This is a genomic window from Oerskovia sp. Root918 (assembly GCF_001428945.1).
GTDB lineage: Bacteria > Actinomycetota > Actinomycetes > Actinomycetales > Cellulomonadaceae > Oerskovia > Oerskovia enterophila.
The window spans coordinates 1-16255 of sequence record NZ_LMJG01000002.1 but is presented as its reverse complement, the minus strand read 5'-3'; the positions used below and the strand labels follow the sequence as shown (position 1 = coordinate 16255).

Genomic DNA, 16255 nt, shown 5'->3' with positions numbered 1-16255 from the left:
GAAGTCCCACAATCCCCCAAGTTGGATCAAAGCCCGGCCCATGGCCGGGCGCCTGTGAGGACGGTGTTGATGACCACGCCGCTGCACCGGGCTGCTGCGCCTTCGGCACAGGGCCTGTATGACCCTGTGGCCGAGCACGACGCGTGCGGCGTCGCCTTCGTGGCGACGCTCCGCGGCACACCCGGACGCGACATCGTTGACGCGGGGCTCACGGCCCTGCTCAACCTGGACCACCGCGGCGCCGTCGGCGCCGAGGAGAACAGCGGAGACGGGGCAGGCATCCTGACCCAGATCCCCGACGCCTTCGTGCGGGACGTGGTCGACGTGGACCTCCCGCCGGCCGGGCACTACGCGATCGGCATGGCCTTCCTTCCCCAGGACGCGGAGGCCGCCGCCGAGGTCGTGCGACAGGTCGAGGCCATCGCGGCCGAGGAACGACTCGTCGTCCTCGCGTGGCGCGACGTCCCCGTGACCGCCGACCTCGTGGGGCCGAGCGCGCGGGCCTCCATGCCGACGTTCCGCCAGCTCGTCGTGGCGGACCTGACGCGGGAGCTGTCCGGGCTCGACCTGGACCGGCGCACCTATCGCCTGCGCAAGCGCGCCGAGCACGAGCTCGGTCTGTTCTTCGCCTCGTTGTCGTCCCGCACGCTCACCTACAAGGGCATGCTGACCGTCGCGCAGCTCGAGCCGTTCTTCCCGGACCTCTCGGACCCGCGCTACGCGAGCGAGCTCGCGCTCGTCCACTCGCGCTTCTCGACCAACACGTTCCCGTCCTGGCCGCTCGCGCAGCCGTTCCGCATGATCGCGCACAACGGCGAGATCAACACGGTGCGCGGCAACCGCAACTGGATGGCCGCGCGTCAGGGCATGCTCGCGAGCGACAAGCTGGGCGACCTCGCCCCGCTGCTGCCCGTGTGCTCCGAGGGGTCGAGCGACTCGGCGAGCTTCGACGAGGTGCTCGAGCTCCTGCACCTCTCGGGCCGTTCCCTGCCTCACGCCGTCCTCATGATGGCGCCCGAGGCCTGGGAGAACCACGCCGAGATGGACCCGGACCGCCGGGCCTTCTACGAGTACCACTCCACGCTCATGGAGCCGTGGGACGGGCCCGCCTGCCTCAACTTCACCGACGGGACCCTCATCGGTGCCGTGCTGGACCGCAACGGGCTGCGCCCGGGGCGCTACTGGGTGACCGAGGACGGCCTCGTCGTCCTGGCCTCCGAGGCCGGCGTCCTGGACCTCGACCCGGCCACGATCGTCCGCAAGGGGCGCCTCGAGCCGGGGCGCATGTTCCTCGTCGACACCGGCCAGGGCCGGATCATCGAGGACGAGGAGGTCAAGGGCCAGCTCGCCGCCCAGCGCCCCTACGCGCAGTGGGTCGCCGAGAACTCGGTCTACCTCGAGAACCTGCCCGAGCGCGAGCACGTGGCGCACAGCCCCGCCTCGGTCCAGCGTCGTCAGCGCGCCTTCGGGTACACCGAGGAAGAGCTGCGGATCCTGCTGACCCCCATGGCGAGCACGGGTGCCGAGCCGCTCGGCGCGATGGGGACGGACACGCCCATCGCGGTGCTGTCCAGCCGTCCTCGCCTCCTGTTCGACTACTTCACGCAGATGTTCGCGCAGGTGACCAACCCGCCGCTCGACGCGATCCGCGAGGAGCTGGTCACGTCGATCGGCGGTGCGATCGGTCCTGAGCCGAACCTCCTGGACGACAGCCCGCTGCACGCGCGCAAGCTGATCCTGCCCTTCCCGGTGCTGGACAACGACGAGCTCGCGAAGATCCTGCGCGTCGACCGCGACCCGGGCCTCGAGGGCATCTTCCGGGCTGTCACGGTCAAGGGGCTCTACCCCGTCAGCGGCGGGGGAGAGGCTCTGCACGCGCGGCTCGAGGAGATCTTCGCCGAGGTCGACGCCCACGTCGCCGACGGCGCGAGCTTCATCGTGCTCTCCGACCGCGACTCCAACCAGGAGCTCGCGCCCATCCCGTCGCTGCTCCTGTCGAGCGCGGTGCACCACCACCTGCTGCGCAGGCACACCCGTACCCAGGTCTCGCTCGTCGTGGAGGCCGGGGACGTCCGGGAGGTGCACCACGTGGCGCTCCTCATCGGCTACGGCGCCGCGGCGGTCAACCCGTACCTCGCGATGGAGTCCGTCGAGGACCTCGCCAAGTCCGGGTTCGTCACGGTCGAGCCGGAGAAGGCGGTCAAGAACCTCATCAAGGCGCTCGGCAAGGGCGTCCTGAAGGTCATGAGCAAGATGGGCATCTCGACCATCTCCTCGTACCGCGGGGCACAGGTCTTCGAGGCGCTCGGTCTGTCGCACGAGCTCGTCGCGGACTACTTCGCAGGCACCACGAGCCGTCTGGGAGGCATCGGTCTCGACGTGCTCGCGGCCGAGGTCGCGGCCCGTCACGCCGAGGCCTACCCGGCCTCGGGCAACCATCAGGCGCACGTCCGTCTCACCACGGGCGGCGAGTACCAGTGGCGCCGTGACGGCGAGGAGCACCTGTTCGACCCGGAGACGGTCTTCCGGCTGCAGCACGCGACGCGTGAGCGCCGGTACGACATCTTCCGCCAGTACACGCAGCGCGTCGACGACCAGTCGACGCGTCTCATGACGCTGCGCGGGCTCCTGGAGTTCAAGGACGGTCAGCGCCCGGAGATCTCGATCGACGAGGTCGAGCCGGTCAGCGAGATCGTCAAGCGCTTCAACACGGGCGCCATGTCGTACGGCTCGATCTCGGCCGAGACGCACGAGACCCTGGCCATCGCCATGAACCGCCTGGGTGGTCGCTCGAACACGGGCGAGGGCGGCGAGGAGCCGGAGCGTCTGTACGACCCGGAGCGTCGCTCGAAGGTCAAGCAGATCGCCTCGGGCCGGTTCGGCGTCACGTCGGAGTACCTCACCGCGGCGGACGACATCCAGATCAAGCTCGCCCAGGGTGCCAAGCCCGGCGAGGGCGGTCAGCTGCCCGGGCACAAGGTCTACCCGTGGATCGCCCGGACCCGGCACTCGACGCCGGGCGTCGGGCTCATCTCGCCGCCGCCGCACCACGACATCTACTCGATCGAGGACCTGGCGCAGCTCATCCACGACGCCAAGAACGCGAACCCGTCGGCTCGTGTGCACGTCAAGCTCGTGAGCGAGTTCGGCGTGGGGACGGTCGCGACCGGTGTGTCCAAGGCGCACGCGGACGTCGTCCTCATCTCGGGGCACGACGGCGGCACGGGCGCGAGCCCGTTGACCTCGCTCAAGCACGCGGGCACCCCGTGGGAGCTCGGCCTGGCCGAGACCCAGCAGACGCTCGTGCTGAACAACCTGCGCGACCGCATCGTGGTGCAGGTCGACGGGCAGATGAAGACGGGCCGCGACGTGGTCGTCGGTGCGCTGCTCGGTGCCGAGGAGTTCGGCTTCGCGACCGCTCCCATGGTCGTCTCCGGCTGCGTCATGATGCGCGTGTGCCACCTGGACACCTGTCCGGTGGGCGTCGCCACCCAGAACCCCGAGCTGCGGGCACGCTTCACGGGCAAGCCCGAGTTCGTCGTGAACTTCTTCGAGTTCATCGCCGAGGAGGTGCGCGAGCACCTGGCACGCCTGGGGTTCCGGTCGATCGAGGAGGCCGTGGGCCACGTCGAGGCGCTCGACACCCGGCAGGCGATCGAGCACTGGAAGGCGCAGGGTCTCGACCTCGCGCCCGTGCTCGAGAAGCCTCAGCCGCTCGAGGGCTCGTCGCTGCGCAACACGACGACCCAGGACCACGGCCTCGACAAGGCGCTCGACAACCAGCTCATCACGCTGGCCGCCGACGCCCTGGAGAACCGCGAGCCGGTCCGGATCGCCCTGCCGATCCGCAACGTCAACCGCACCGTGGGCACCATGCTCGGTCACGAGGTGACCAAGCGGTACCGCGGCGAGGGGCTGGCCGACGACACGATCGACGTCTCCCTCACGGGGTCCGCCGGTCAGTCCATGGGGGCGTTCCTGCCCCGCGGCATCACGCTGCGTCTCTTCGGCGACGCGAACGACTACGTGGGCAAGGGCCTCTCGGGTGGACGCATCATCGTCCGTCCGGACCGCTCGGCAGTCCTCACGGGGTCGAGCAACGTCGTGGCGGGCAACGTCATCGGCTACGGCGCGACGTCCGGGCAGATCCTCCTGCGCGGGCTCGTGGGCGAGCGCTTCGCGGTCCGCAACTCCGGGGCGACGCTCGTCGTCGAGGGGGTGGGCGACCACGGGCTCGAGTACATGACCGGTGGTGCGGTGCTGATCCTCGGCCCGACCGGACGCAACCTCGGCGCGGGCATGTCCGGAGGGACGGCCTACGTGCTGGACCTGCGGCCCGCGGCCATGAACACCGCTGCGGTCGCGACGGGCGAGCTCCTGCTCGACCCGCTCGACGACGCGGACGCGGCTCTCGTCGAGGGCCTGGTCCGCACGCACCTGGAGGAGACGGGCTCGACGGTCGCGGCCGAGCTGCTCGAGGACTTCGACGCTGCGCGTGCTCGCTTCACGCGCATCCTGCCCGCCGAGTTCGCCCGCGTGCGCAAGGCGCTCGCGCAGGCCGAGCTCGACGGGCTCGACCCCGCCGCTCCCGGCGTGTGGGACCAGATCTTGGAGGTGGCTCGTGGCTGATCCCCGTGGATTCCTGAAGGTGCGGGAGCGCGAGCTCCCGCCCAACCGTCCGGTCGAGGTCCGGCTGCGCGACTGGCGGGACGTGCACGAGCACCTGGTCGAGGGGCAGCCGTTCCTCAAGGAGCAGGCGGGCCGCTGCATGGACTGCGGCATCCCGTTCTGCCACCAGGGCTGCCCCCTCGGGAACCTCATCCCCGAGTGGAACGACCTGGTCTGGCGCGACCAGTGGGCCGAGGCCAGCGAACGGCTGCACGAGACCAACAACTTCCCGGAGTTCACGGGACGTGTGTGCCCGGCGCCGTGCGAGTCGAGCTGCGTGCTCGGCATCAACCAGCCGGCCGTGACCATCAAGAACGTCGAGGTCTCGATCATCGACGAGGCGTTCGCCCGCGGGCTGGTCACGCCGCAGGTGCCGCAGCGTCTGACGGGGTCGACGGTCGCGGTCGTCGGTTCGGGGCCCGCGGGCCTGGCCGCGGCCCAGCAGCTCACCCGTGCCGGTCACACGGTCGTCGTCTACGAGCGTGACGCGGCGATCGGCGGTCTGCTGCGGTTCGGCATCCCGGACTTCAAGCTCGAGAAGCTGCACATCGACCGTCGCCTGGCGCAGATGGAGGCCGAGGGCACCCGCTTCCGCCCGGGCGTCGAGATCGGCGTGGACATCACCTGGGACGAGCTGCGACGTCGCTTCGACGCCGTGGTCCTCGCGACCGGCGCGACGGTCCCGCGTGCCCTGCAGGTCCCGGGCAACGACCTCCCTGGCGTGCACTTCGCCATGGAGTTCCTGCACCAGGCCAACACGGTGGTCGCGGGCGGCGTGGTCGAGGACCAGATCCTCGCGACGGGCAAGAACGTGATCGTCATCGGTGGCGGCGACACCGGCTCCGACTGCCTGGGCACCTCGCTCCGGCAGGGGGCGGCGAGCGTCACGACGCTCGCGATCGGCAAGAGGCCGCCGCTCGAGCGTTCGGCGACGCAGCCCTGGCCGACCGACCCGATCCTCTTCGAGGTCTCCTCCTCGCACGAGGAGGGGGGCGAGCGGGCCTACCTGGCGTCGACGGTCGACTTCCTGGCGGGCGAGGACGGTCGGGTGCGCGCCCTGCGCGTCGCCGAGACCGAGTACCTCCCGGACGGGCGTCGCGTCCCGAAGGCCGGCACCGAGAAGGAGATCCCTGCCGATCTCGTGCTCGTGGCCATGGGCTTCACGGGACCGGAGACCCAGACGCTCTCGGCGCAGTCGGAGATCGGGCTCACGGCTCGTGGCCTGGTCGCACGCGGCGACGACTTCGCGACCACCGTTCCCGGCGTGTTCGTCGCCGGTGACGCGGGACGCGGGCAGTCGCTCATCGTGTGGGCCATCGCCGAGGGTCGTGCCGCGGCCGCGTCGGCCGACGCGTACCTGCAGGGACGCACCGAGCTCCCTGCCCCGGTGCGCGCATCGACCGTGTCGCTGAGAGCATGACAAGAGTGTGAGACGCGCCCCGGCGTCCGCGAGGACGTCCGGGGTGGAGACGGGGCCCAGGCAGGGGCCCGAGGCGGTCCGGTTCCGCCGGACACGAAGGAACAACGAGGCTGGAGAAATGCGCAGAGCAAAGATCGTTTGCACCATCGGACCCGCGACCGAGTCGAAGGAACAGCTCCGGGCGCTCGTCGACGCCGGGATGGACGTGGCGCGGATCAACCGCAGCCACGGCAGTGCCGAGGAGCACGAGGCCGTCTACCACGGCGTGCGCGAGGCCGCGACGGCATCGGGCCGTTCCGTGGCTGTGCTCGTCGACCTCCAGGGGCCTAAGATCCGCCTGGGTCGCTTCGGCGGCGACGAGAAGCACTGGCTCAACGAGGGCGACATCTTCACGATCACGACCGAGGACGTCGTGGGCACCAAGGAGCTCGTCTCCACGACCCACAAGGGCCTGCCCGGAGACGCGCGCGTCGGCGACCCGATCCTGATCGACGACGGCAAGGTGCTCGTCCGCGTCACCGCGGTCGAGGGCCCCCAGGTCGTCACCCGTGTCGAGGTGGCCGGACCGGTCTCCAACAACAAGGGTCTGAACCTGCCGGGTGTCGCGGTCTCCGTGCCGGCGCTGTCCGAGAAGGACCGCGACGACCTGCGCTGGGCGCTCCGCCTCGGTGCGGACATCATCGCGCTGTCGTTCGTCCGTTCTGCGGCCGACTTCGACGACGTCAAGACGATCATGGACGAGGAGGGCCGCTCGGTCCCCGTCATCGCCAAGATCGAGAAGCCGCAGGCCGTCGAGAACCTCGCGGAGATCATCGACGCGTTCGACGGCGTCATGGTCGCCCGTGGTGACCTCGCGGTCGAGCTCCCGCTCGAGCAGGTCCCGCTCGTGCAGAAGCGCATCGTCGAGCTCGCTCGTCGCAACGCCAAGCCGGTCATCGTGGCGACGCAGGTGCTCGAGTCCATGACGAACTCGCCGCGCCCCACGCGCGCCGAGGCGTCGGACTGCGCCAACGCGGTCCTCGACGGGGCCGACGCCGTCATGCTCTCGGGCGAGACGAGCGTGGGCGACTTCCCGATCCTGACGGTCGAGACCATGGCCCGCATCATCGAGGCGACCGAGGAAGCCGGTCGTGAGCGCATGGCGCCGCTCGGCTCGACCCCGCACACGCGCGGTGGCGCCATCACGCGTGCCGCTGCCGAGATCGGTGAGGTCCTGGGTGCGAAGTACCTCGCGACCTTCACGCAGTCGGGCGACTCGGCGCGACGCATGTCGCGTCTGCGCTCGTCGATCCCGCTGCTCGCGTTCACGCCGCGCGAGCACGTGCGCAACGTCCTGTCGCTCACGTGGGGCACCCAGTCGTACCAGGTGCCCGAGGTGGCGAACACCGACGCGATGGTCGGCCAGGTCGACACGACCCTGCAGGCCAACGGCCTCGCCGAGGTCGGCGACCTCGTGGTCGTCGTCTCGGGCGCCCCGGTGGGCCAGCCCGGCACGACGAACTCGATCCTCGTTCACCGGATCGGTGACAGCACGGACGTCTGATCCGCGCTGACAGTTCGACGAAGGCCCCGGTGGCCGGCCGCGCTCCTCGCGCGACCGGCCACCGGGGCCTCGTCGTTGCGGAAGGAGGGCAGGCTCGGGCGATGCTCCACCGACAGGACCGACCGACAAGGCCCACGAGAATTGCCTGGGGAGCCGGCGCGCGCAGCGGCTAGTCTCCCGGGATGCGCTTCCTCCCCTCGTCTCTCGACCCCGCGGTGGTCGCCTCGATCGACGACCGCCTCGAGACTCTCACCGTGACCGAGCGCGTCGCGATCCCGTGGGCGGTCGAGAGCGGGAGCAGGGCGTGGGGCTTCCCGTCGCCCGACAGCGACTACGACTGCCGGTTCGTGTACGTCCGCGCTCCCGAGGACTACCTCGGGCCGTGGCCGCGCCGCGACGTCCTGGAGACCCCGCTCGACGCGGTCCTCGACGTCAACGGCTGGGACCTCGTCAAGGCGGTGCAGCTCCTGGTGAAGGGGAACGCGACGATCGTCGAGTGGTTGGAGTCGGGGATCGTGTATCGCGGCGACGAGGACTTCCGCGACGGTCTGCGGGCGCTCGCCTCCGACGTCGTCGACCGTGGAGCCCTGGTCCGGCACTACGCGTACCTCGGCAGTCGGCAGCGCGACCGGTGGGAGGGCGGTGACGTCTCCCTCAAGAAGGTCTTCTACGCGTTGCGGCCCGCCGCGGTGCTGCGGTGGCTGCGGGTCCACCCGGACGCGAGCAACCCACCCCTCGACCTGCTCACCCTGCTCGCGCAGGGTGAGGCCTCGTCGACCGTGCAGGATGCCGTCGGCGAGCTCGTCGCGCTCAAGGCCGTGACCCGCGAGATGGGGACGGGAACGGCCGGTGCCGCGATCGGCCGGTTCGTGACCGAGGAGCTCGAGCTCGCGCACGGCGGGACGCGAGGTCTCGAAGAAGCGCAGTGCTCGCGGGGCGAGGCGTGCGAGCGCGCCGAGCAGTACTTCCGGGCTGCGGTCCGGACGTTCGCTCCGGCGGACCTCGTCGGGGCCTGACGCCCTCGCGTCAGGCCCCGAGTGCCAGGTGCACCGCGAGCGCGAGGATCACCAGGCCGCCCACGGCAGCGGTGACGCGCTGGCCGGTGTCGTTCGTGAGGGCGCGCCCGAGCACCGCGCCACCACCGGCGACGAGCATCTGCCAGCTCGCGGACGCGACGAACGCCGCGAGCACGAAGACCGCTCGCTCCGCGCCCGTCGCGTCGGGGCTCAGCGCGCCACCGGCCACGAGGACGGCGAAGTAGATCACGGTCGCGGGGTTGACCAGGGTGAGGCCGAGCAGCGTCGCGTAGGCCCGCACGGGAGTGGTGTCGGCGGTTGCCGGACGGGGCGTGGCGCCGTCGGGCAGGACGCGCTGGAGCGCGGGGCGGAACGTGCGCCACGCGAGGACGGCGAGGACCGCGACCGACGCCCAGGTCAGCGGCGTGCGGACGGCTGCGACGAGCGGGGCGACGACGGCCCCCGCGACGACCGCGACCGTCGCGTAGATGCCGTCGGCCGTCGCGGTGCCGAGGCCCGCGGCCGCCCCGACCGCGAACCGGGTGCGCGCGGTGAGCGTCACGAGGTAGACGGCGATCGCGCCCACCGGGATGGCGATCGCGTAGCCCGCGACGAGCCCGGCGAGCAGTGCGCTCGTCATGGCACCGGGCGAGGTCGCCGGGGCCGGGGCTCCTGCTGCCTGCCCGCTGGTCGCGTGGTCGCAGCGGGCAGCGGCACGAGGAGGGGCGTCGTCGGCATGGATCGAGGATCGCGCGCAGGCCGGGGAAGGTCAAGGGATATCGGCTCGCCGCGTGAGGTCCGGTACCTGTCCGGACGGGCATGCTCAGGCGTGTCTGTCGCCGGTGCCGCGCGGGACGTCAGCCGAGGAGAGCCGCGGCGGCCGCGGCCCCCACCGAGGCGCCGAGCACGAGTCCCGTCACGACCTCGCGGCGGGAGTGGTCGTGCACCGCGAGGCGGGAGAGCCCGACGACGACCGCGACGGCCAGGAGCGCGGCCGCCAGCCACCAGGACAGGGCCGTGGAGACGCCCGCGGCGACCGAGAACACGGCGGTGTGCACCGAGGCGCGCACGAACGGGGTGACCAGGGCGATCGCGACGATCCCCGCGAGGTAGGCCGCGAGGAGCCGGGGGAGCAGGGGAGGTGCTCCCGCGAGGTGCAGGACGAGGATCGCCGCGACCTCGATGACGAGGAGCCCCGCGAAGACCACGAGGCGCTGGGCCCGGGGGCGCACGTGACGGGACTCCAGGACCTCGGCCCGCGCGAGCCCGTGGACGAACAGGTAGGGCAGCCCGCCGCAGAGCAGGACCGCGAGCACCACGTAGCGCGCGCCGGCCAGACCGGGCGACGCGTACAGGGCCGCGGCCAGGACGAGAGCCGCGACCGTGTAGCCCGGCGCGAGGACCTCCGTCACGACGACGGCCCAGCGGGGTGGGGCAGCGGTGACCGCCCCTCCGGCCGGGGGCGTCATCGCGGCTCCTGCTCGGTGCCGAGGACTCCGGCGAGCACGACCGCGCGCTTCTCGCTCGTCTGCTCACGGAACGCCCTGCCCAGGTGGCGCAGGGCGTGGTCGTCCTCGGCCCAGGCGCTCCAGTCCGCGGGGACCTCTGGTCGCTCGTCCATGCCGCGCCGGGTCGCGGCGAGGTCGATCTGCAGCGCCCGCAGCACGGGCTCGGGCGCGTCGCCGACCAGGGACCGGACCTGCGCGGCGTCCTGGGGGGCCGAGTAGCGGGCCAGCGTCGCGAGCGCGTCCATGATCTCGATGGTCCGGTGGTACTCGGCGACCTCGGGGCGCACGGACGACAGGCGGGACTCCGCGACGGCGTCGACCAGGTGCGCGTGCAGCGCGCTCAGGTCGGCCCGGCGGCGTCGCCGGGTCCGAGCGGCCGAGAGCAGGTGCCCCATGATCCCGAGCGTGAGCAGGATGCTCGACGCCGCGATCAGGTACCGCGTGCGGATCCCGAGGAGCCGGTACTGCTCGATCGCCCCCGGCTCCTGCAGGACGATGTTGACGGCGCTCAGGAGTGCCCACAGCACCCCGACGAACGCACCCGCGGCGGCGAGGTCCATGCCCCAGCGGTCGCTGCGGGGACGGTCCTGCCGGTTCCGGACGGTCGAGACGCCGAACGTCGCCGTGGCCCAGAGGAACGCCCCGTAGTACGCGGCCCAGTACAGGGCCATCCAGGGCTTGCCGCCGGTCTGCAGGTCGAAGTCCTGCCGCTCCCACGGGCCGTTGAGCGCGAAGACGAGCACGAGCACCCCGACGACCCCGACGATCCCCGAGGCGAGGTACGTCGGACGAGGCCGAGGCCCCTGGGTGCCCTGGACCCACGCCGCGATGCACAGGCAGCCGGCGACGAGCAGGGCGTGCTTGGCGAGCTCGTGGGCGCCGGGGGGCGCGTGCTCGAGCAGGAACGACTCGACCTGGCTGATGCGCAGCGCCGAGGCAGCGGCCACGAGCGCGAGCCCCCAGGTCAGGGCGTAGTCCCCGCGGTGCTGCGATCGGTGGCGCAGAGCCGTCCAGAGCGCGGCCCCGGCGAAGAGAGCGAAGGCGAGCAGGGTCACCGGTACCGCTCCATGCCGGCGAGGCGGTGCGCGACACCGCCCGTGGCCTCGATCGACATCATGAGCTCGCTCGCGATCGACTCGGCACGGTGCTCGACCGGGTCCTCGTAGCGGTTGCGTCGCTGGGGTCCGGGCGGCGGGGCGTCGGGGTCGTCGCACGCGTCGAGGATGTGGACCAGCTCGTGCGCGATGATGTGGTGCCGGTGGCGCTCGGACAGGGTCGCCTCGGAGTTGACGATGATCTTCTCGCCGTCGGGCATGCTCAGCCACATCCCCGAGATCCCCTCGCCCAGAGGTCCGTCGACGACGTCGATGGGCCGCTCGCGCAGGGTCGCGACGATGCGCCGGGCGTCGTCGATGCTGCGGGCTCGGTCGAGTCCTGCCGCGGTCAGGCGGGTGCGATGCTCGTTCACGACTCGTCGACGGGATCGACGGCCGGGAGCGACTGCATCCGGCGCATCTGGTCCAGGAGCTGGGTCACGGCGCGCACGTTCTCCGCGGACAGGCCCTCGGCGCGCAGCGCGAAGGCCTCGACGCCGTGGTCGTTGAGGGCGAGCCGGAGCTCCTTCTTGGGGTCCTCTCCCGTGTCGAGGAGGTCCTTGGGCTCGACGCCGAAGTACGCCGCGAGGCCTTCGATGATGCGCAGCGAGGGCGACGTGCGGTGGCCGCCGCGGAGCGCGCTGAGGTAGGCCTCCTTGACGGCGTAGCCGTGCTCGGTCATCCAGCTCGCGACCTCGCGGTTGGTCGCGCCGCGTCCGGCACGCTGTCGGGTCGCGAAGAGCTCGTTGAGTCGGTGCTGGAACGCGCGGCTGAGCCGCTCGCCCGGAGGGTTCTCGTGTGTCGTCACCTCTCGATTGTCCCAGGAACGGGCGGGTGCTGGTGGCACTCCGCAGGGAGAGATCTCACAGGCCCGACGGCGGGGCTCGCCGCGACCGGTCCGGTGCCGCGCGGGCTGGGCCGGGTGGACGTGCGTGGGTGCGGACGGGGATCAGGGGCACCGTTCGTGACGATGTGGTGCAGTTCACATGAGAGCTCTCTCATCTGCGGGAACTTCGACCTCGAGGCGACTTTGCCGTCAGTAGAGTACGGGTGTCGTAGCTCGTGACGGTCGAGGCCTTGGGGGTCGTGCGTCCCGTCCGAGCGCGCCCGCGCGGCGCTTCCGGGGGAGCAGGGGGTCCCCGGAAGGCGCCGCTGTCGGTTGCGCACGAGCGGCCCGCGGCGACCGCCGCTCCCACGCGCGGGCGGCGCGACGCGCTCCCACGGCGAGCCGGACCCCGCACCCCACCAGGACCAGGCCGGTCGGCGTGTCGGTGAGCCGGACGATCCCCCGAGCCCGGCTTCCGACGGCTTCCCCGCACCGCCGAGGTACCCCTGCGCCCGGCCCCAGGAGGACGCGTCGCTGGTCGGTCCCCGGCCGGGGCGCGCGACAGTTTGTGCGCCAGAACCGACAGGTTATGCAAACCGGCTCGGCGCCTCGTCGGGTGTGGGCTGTGATGAGTTCGTTACCAGTCGCCCTCGGGCGCCACCCACCGGTCGTCGGGCGTCGCAGCCCTGCGCGGAGGTGGTCGCGACCCGGGACGTCGTCCACGCCTTCTCCGTATCGACGGTGAGGGCGAGCGGCCTCGTCCCTGCGACAGCTCGTGGACAGTCGAAGGAGACACGCAGGTGGACAGACCGAACGGCATCAGGGAGACGCGCGTGCTCAGGTCGTGGAACGACTTCTCGGAGAGGCGTCCGGCCGTCGCGCAGTTCGTCGTCTTCTCGCTCCTGAGCACCGGCATGACCGTGCTCCAGCTGGCGCTCATGCCGCTGATCAAGTGGATCTTCACGATGACGCCGCTCGTGGAGCAGTCGTTCCAGGCGTTCGCCGTGAACACGAATGCCGACGGCTCGACCTTCTTCATCTTCGACTACGCGGCGGGGGCGCTGCCGGACGGCGGCGGGGGGCTCGCCTACTTCCTGGCGGTGCAGATCACCCTGCTCGTCGCCCAGGTCATCAACTTCTTCGCCCAGCGCAACATCACCTTCAAGTCGAGCACGAACATCTGGCGCGCAGCGGCCTGGTACACGGTCGCGTACGTGGTCATCACGTTTGCCGCCGCAGCGCTCCAAGGGTTCTACAAGGACCCGATCTACCAGTTCATGGTCGAGCGCTGGGGCAGCACGGGGGAGGCCGGGGCCGACGTCGTCACGATGATCGTCAACGCGCTGATCTCGGTCGTCGTGTACTTCCCGATCCTCAAGATCATCTTCAGGCAGGAGCCCGGGCCGGGTAGCGACGGTGACGGCGACTCCGGCCCGGTGCCGGACGCCGTCGAGCGGGTCCCTGCCCACGCGACGTAGTCCCCGTCGCGGAGCCGGACCGTCGCGGACCGTCCGGACGAGCAGGCGAGACAGAACCACACCAGTACACCCGCGAGCCGCACACGTGCCGCGGGGCGAACGGAAGCAGACCATGACGGAAGAACTGACGACGCTCGAGAAGGCCGCACTCCTGAGCGGGGAGAGCGTCTGGGAGACACGTGCGGTACCGCGGCACGGGATCCGGACGCTGTGGCTGTCCGACGGGCCTCATGGCGTCCGCAAGCAGACGGGCTCGGCCGACCACCTCGGTCTCGGCGCCTCGCAGCCCGCGACCTGCTTCCCGACCGCGGCCACGGTCGCCAACAGCTGGGACCCCGAGCTCGCGCGGTCCGTGGGTGAGGCGCTCGGTGCCGAGGCCGCCGACCAGGGCGTCGACGTTCTGCTCGGCCCGGGGCTCAACGTCAAGCGCAGCCCGCTGTGCGGGCGCAACTTCGAGTACTTCTCCGAGGACCCGCTGCTCTCCGGACGTCTCGCGGCAGGCTACGTGCGCGGCATCCAGTCGCGCGGCGTCGCGGCCTGCCCCAAGCACTTCGCGGCCAACAGCCAGGAGCTGCGTCGCATGACGAGCGACTCCGTGGTCGACGAGCGGACGTTGCGCGAGATCTACCTGACGGGCTTCGAGGTCGTCGTCCGTGAGTCCGCGCCGTACTCGATCATGTCGAGCTACAACCTGCTCAACGGCACCTACGCCAACGAGAACCCGTTCCTGCTCCAGCAGGTCCTGCGCGACGAGTGGGGGTTCGACGGGGCCGTCGTGACCGACTGGGGCGGTGGCAACGACGCGGTCGAGGCCGTGCGTCGCGGCGGGACGCTCGAGATGCCGTCGCCGGGGCTCGACTCCGCCGCGCAGATCGTGGACGCAGTCGGTCGAGGCGACCTCGACCTGGCCGACCTCGACGCGCGGGTCGAGGAGATGAAGGTCCTCGTGAGCCGGATCGGGGGAGCGAGCCGCGAGGTCGACCCTGACGCCCACCACGAGCTCGCGCGCACCGCTGCCGAGCAGAGCGCCGTGCTGCTGCGCAACGAGGACCGTATCCTGCCGCTCGCCGCGGGCACCCGGGTCGCGGTCGTGGGCGACTTCGCGTCCACGCCGCGCTACCAGGGGGCCGGCTCCTCGGTCGTCAACCCGACCCGGCTCACGACGGCGCTCGACGCGCTCGCCGGCTCCGACCTCGAGGTCGTCGCGACCGCACAGGGCTTCACGCGCGGCGGGGCGTCGGACCCGACGCTCGTCGCCGAGGCCGTCGACGCGGCCCGGTCGGCCGACGTCGTCCTGCTCTACCTGGGGCTCGACGAGATCAGCGAGTCCGAGGGCCAGGACCGCTCGCACCTGCGGCTTCCCTCGAGCCAGGTCGAGCTCCTGGCGCGGATCTCCTCGGTCACGAGCCGGATCGTCGTCGTCCTCAGTGCAGGTTCGGTCGTCGAGGTGCCCTGGCTCTCGCAGTGCTCCGCCCTGGTCCACGGCTACCTCGGCGGGCAGGGCGGCGCCGAGGCGGTGGCCCGGGTGCTGACCGGTGCGGTGAACCCGTCCGGTCGCCTCGCGGAGACGTACCCCGTCCGGCTCGAGGACACCCCGACGTACCGCTACTACCCGGGCGAGGGGGTCGACGCCGAGTACCGCGAAGGCCCCTACGTGGGCTACCGCTACTACTCGAGCGTCGGTGCGCCGGTGGCCTTCCCGTTCGGGTTCGGGCTGAGCTACACCACGTTCGCGTACGCGGACCTCGAGGTCGACGCCGAGGGCGTGACGTTCACCCTGACCAACACGGGGGACGTCGCGGGAGCCGAGGTCGCGCAGCTGTACGTGGGCCGACGGGAGACCGACGGCGTGCACCGCCCCGTGCGCGAGCTCAAGGGCTTCGCGAAGGTCTACCTCGAGCCGGGGGAGTCCCAGCGCGTGCGCATCGCGTTCGACCGCTTCACCTTTCGCCACTTCTCGACGGCGACGGGAACCTGGGAGACCGAGGGCGGCACGTGGTCCCTCGAGGTCGGCTCCGACGTCGAGACCGTGCTGCTCGCGGCCGAGCACGTCCGGACGGGAACCGTTCCCGGCGCCGCCGCGACGGCCGTGCCGCAGCAGTACCGGACCGGTGCGGTCACGGACGTGCCCGACGACGTGTTCGCTTCCCTCCTGGGTCGCCCGCTGGCAGCCAGGGGCCGAGCGACCGGGCCGCTCGGGGTCAACAGCCCCCTGTCGGACCTGGAGCACGCGCGCAGCCCCCTGGCCCGGCTCGCATACCGCGAGCTGGCGCGACGGATCGCCCGCGCCGAGGCCAAGGGCACCCCCGACCTGAACCTGCTGTTCCTGCGCGGGATGCCGTTCCGCGCCATCGCGAAGATGACGAACGGCGCCGTGAGCATGGACATGGCCGCCGCGCTGGTCACGATCGTCAACGGCCGCTTCTTCCGGGGCGTCGGAGACCTCGTCTCGGCGTTCTTCCGGAACCGACGGTCCACCCGCCGCATGCGCTCCGAGCTGGCGCGCCGATGAGCGGCGAGACGGAGGCGGCCCCGACGCCGACCCCGGAGACGACGTCGACGACCACGGCCCAGACCCCGCTCTCCGGGGGCAAGCCCCGGATGTTCGGTCGGTTGCGGGTGGGGTGGTCGTCGTTCGCGGAGCGTCGGCCGGGGTTGGCTCAGTTCGTGGTGTTCTTCGTGTTGAGCAATGGTGTGACGGT

At 71.6% G+C, this 16255-nt stretch carries 11 protein-coding genes and 1 pseudogene; 7 read left to right on the top strand and 5 right to left on the bottom strand.

All coding sequences use genetic code 11. The features are described from left to right. The first annotated feature begins 69 nt into the window (after nt 1-69). From gltB to ASE27_RS04830, 4 genes are all read left to right on the top strand, one after another. Nucleotides 70-4629, top strand: coding sequence for a glutamate synthase large subunit (gene gltB, locus ASE27_RS04845; RefSeq protein ID WP_056646885.1), 4560 nt, complete (start codon nt 70-72; stop codon nt 4627-4629). Continuing rightward, nucleotides 4622-6088 carry a glutamate synthase subunit beta gene (locus ASE27_RS04840; protein ID WP_056646882.1) on the top strand — a complete coding sequence of 489 codons (1467 nt, stop codon included), beginning with the start codon at nt 4622-4624 and terminating at the stop codon, nt 6086-6088. The genes gltB and ASE27_RS04840 overlap by 8 nt, the downstream gene beginning before the upstream one ends. A gap of 118 nt (nt 6089-6206) precedes the next feature. Next, complete coding sequence (gene pyk, locus ASE27_RS04835; RefSeq protein ID WP_056646879.1) at nt 6207-7631, top strand: pyruvate kinase; 1425 nt, start codon at nt 6207-6209, stop codon at nt 7629-7631. 182 nt (nt 7632-7813) lie between these two features. After that, the gene (locus ASE27_RS04830; protein WP_056646875.1) at nt 7814-8647 is read left to right on the top strand and encodes a nucleotidyltransferase domain-containing protein; all 834 of its coding nucleotides are present in this window, start codon (nt 7814-7816) and stop codon (nt 8645-8647) included. A 10-nt stretch (nt 8648-8657) separates the two neighbouring features. Here the strand turns inward: ASE27_RS04830 and ASE27_RS04825 are convergent, their stop codons facing one another. From ASE27_RS04825 to ASE27_RS04805, 5 genes are all read right to left on the bottom strand, one after another. Further along, nucleotides 8658-9287, bottom strand: coding sequence for a LysE/ArgO family amino acid transporter (locus ASE27_RS04825; RefSeq protein WP_056646872.1), 630 nt, complete (start codon nt 9285-9287; stop codon nt 8658-8660). A gap of 217 nt (nt 9288-9504) precedes the next feature. Continuing rightward, nucleotides 9505-10116, bottom strand: a complete 612-nt coding sequence (locus tag ASE27_RS04820; RefSeq protein WP_056646868.1) for a hypothetical protein — start codon at nt 10114-10116, stop codon at nt 9505-9507. Then, nucleotides 10113-11210, bottom strand: a complete 1098-nt coding sequence (locus ASE27_RS04815; protein ID WP_056646864.1) for a DUF6545 domain-containing protein — start codon at nt 11208-11210, stop codon at nt 10113-10115. Before ASE27_RS04815 ends, ASE27_RS04820 begins: the two co-directional genes overlap by 4 nt. Beyond that, nucleotides 11207-11623 (bottom strand): hypothetical protein, encoded by a 417-nt coding sequence (locus ASE27_RS04810; RefSeq protein ID WP_056646861.1) that lies wholly within the window; start codon nt 11621-11623, stop codon nt 11207-11209. Before ASE27_RS04810 ends, ASE27_RS04815 begins: the two co-directional genes overlap by 4 nt. Then, entirely contained in the window at nt 11620-12057 is a 438-nt protein-coding gene (locus ASE27_RS04805; protein ID WP_056646858.1) for a hypothetical protein, read from the bottom strand. Before ASE27_RS04805 ends, ASE27_RS04810 begins: the two co-directional genes overlap by 4 nt. A gap of 818 nt (nt 12058-12875) precedes the next feature. Here ASE27_RS04805 and ASE27_RS04800 point away from each other — a divergent pair. The 3 genes and pseudogenes from ASE27_RS04800 to ASE27_RS20830 all read left to right on the top strand — a co-directional run. Next, nucleotides 12876-13553 carry a hypothetical protein gene (locus ASE27_RS04800; RefSeq protein WP_200955890.1) on the top strand — a complete coding sequence of 226 codons (678 nt, stop codon included), beginning with the start codon at nt 12876-12878 and terminating at the stop codon, nt 13551-13553. 112 nt (nt 13554-13665) lie between these two features. Further along, nucleotides 13666-16065, top strand: coding sequence for a glycoside hydrolase family 3 C-terminal domain-containing protein (locus ASE27_RS04795; protein ID WP_056646854.1), 2400 nt, complete (start codon nt 13666-13668; stop codon nt 16063-16065). Next, nucleotides 16062-16255, top strand: a pseudogene (locus ASE27_RS20830) (hypothetical protein); the annotation flags it as partial. The gene ASE27_RS04795 and the pseudogene ASE27_RS20830, both read left to right, overlap by 4 nt.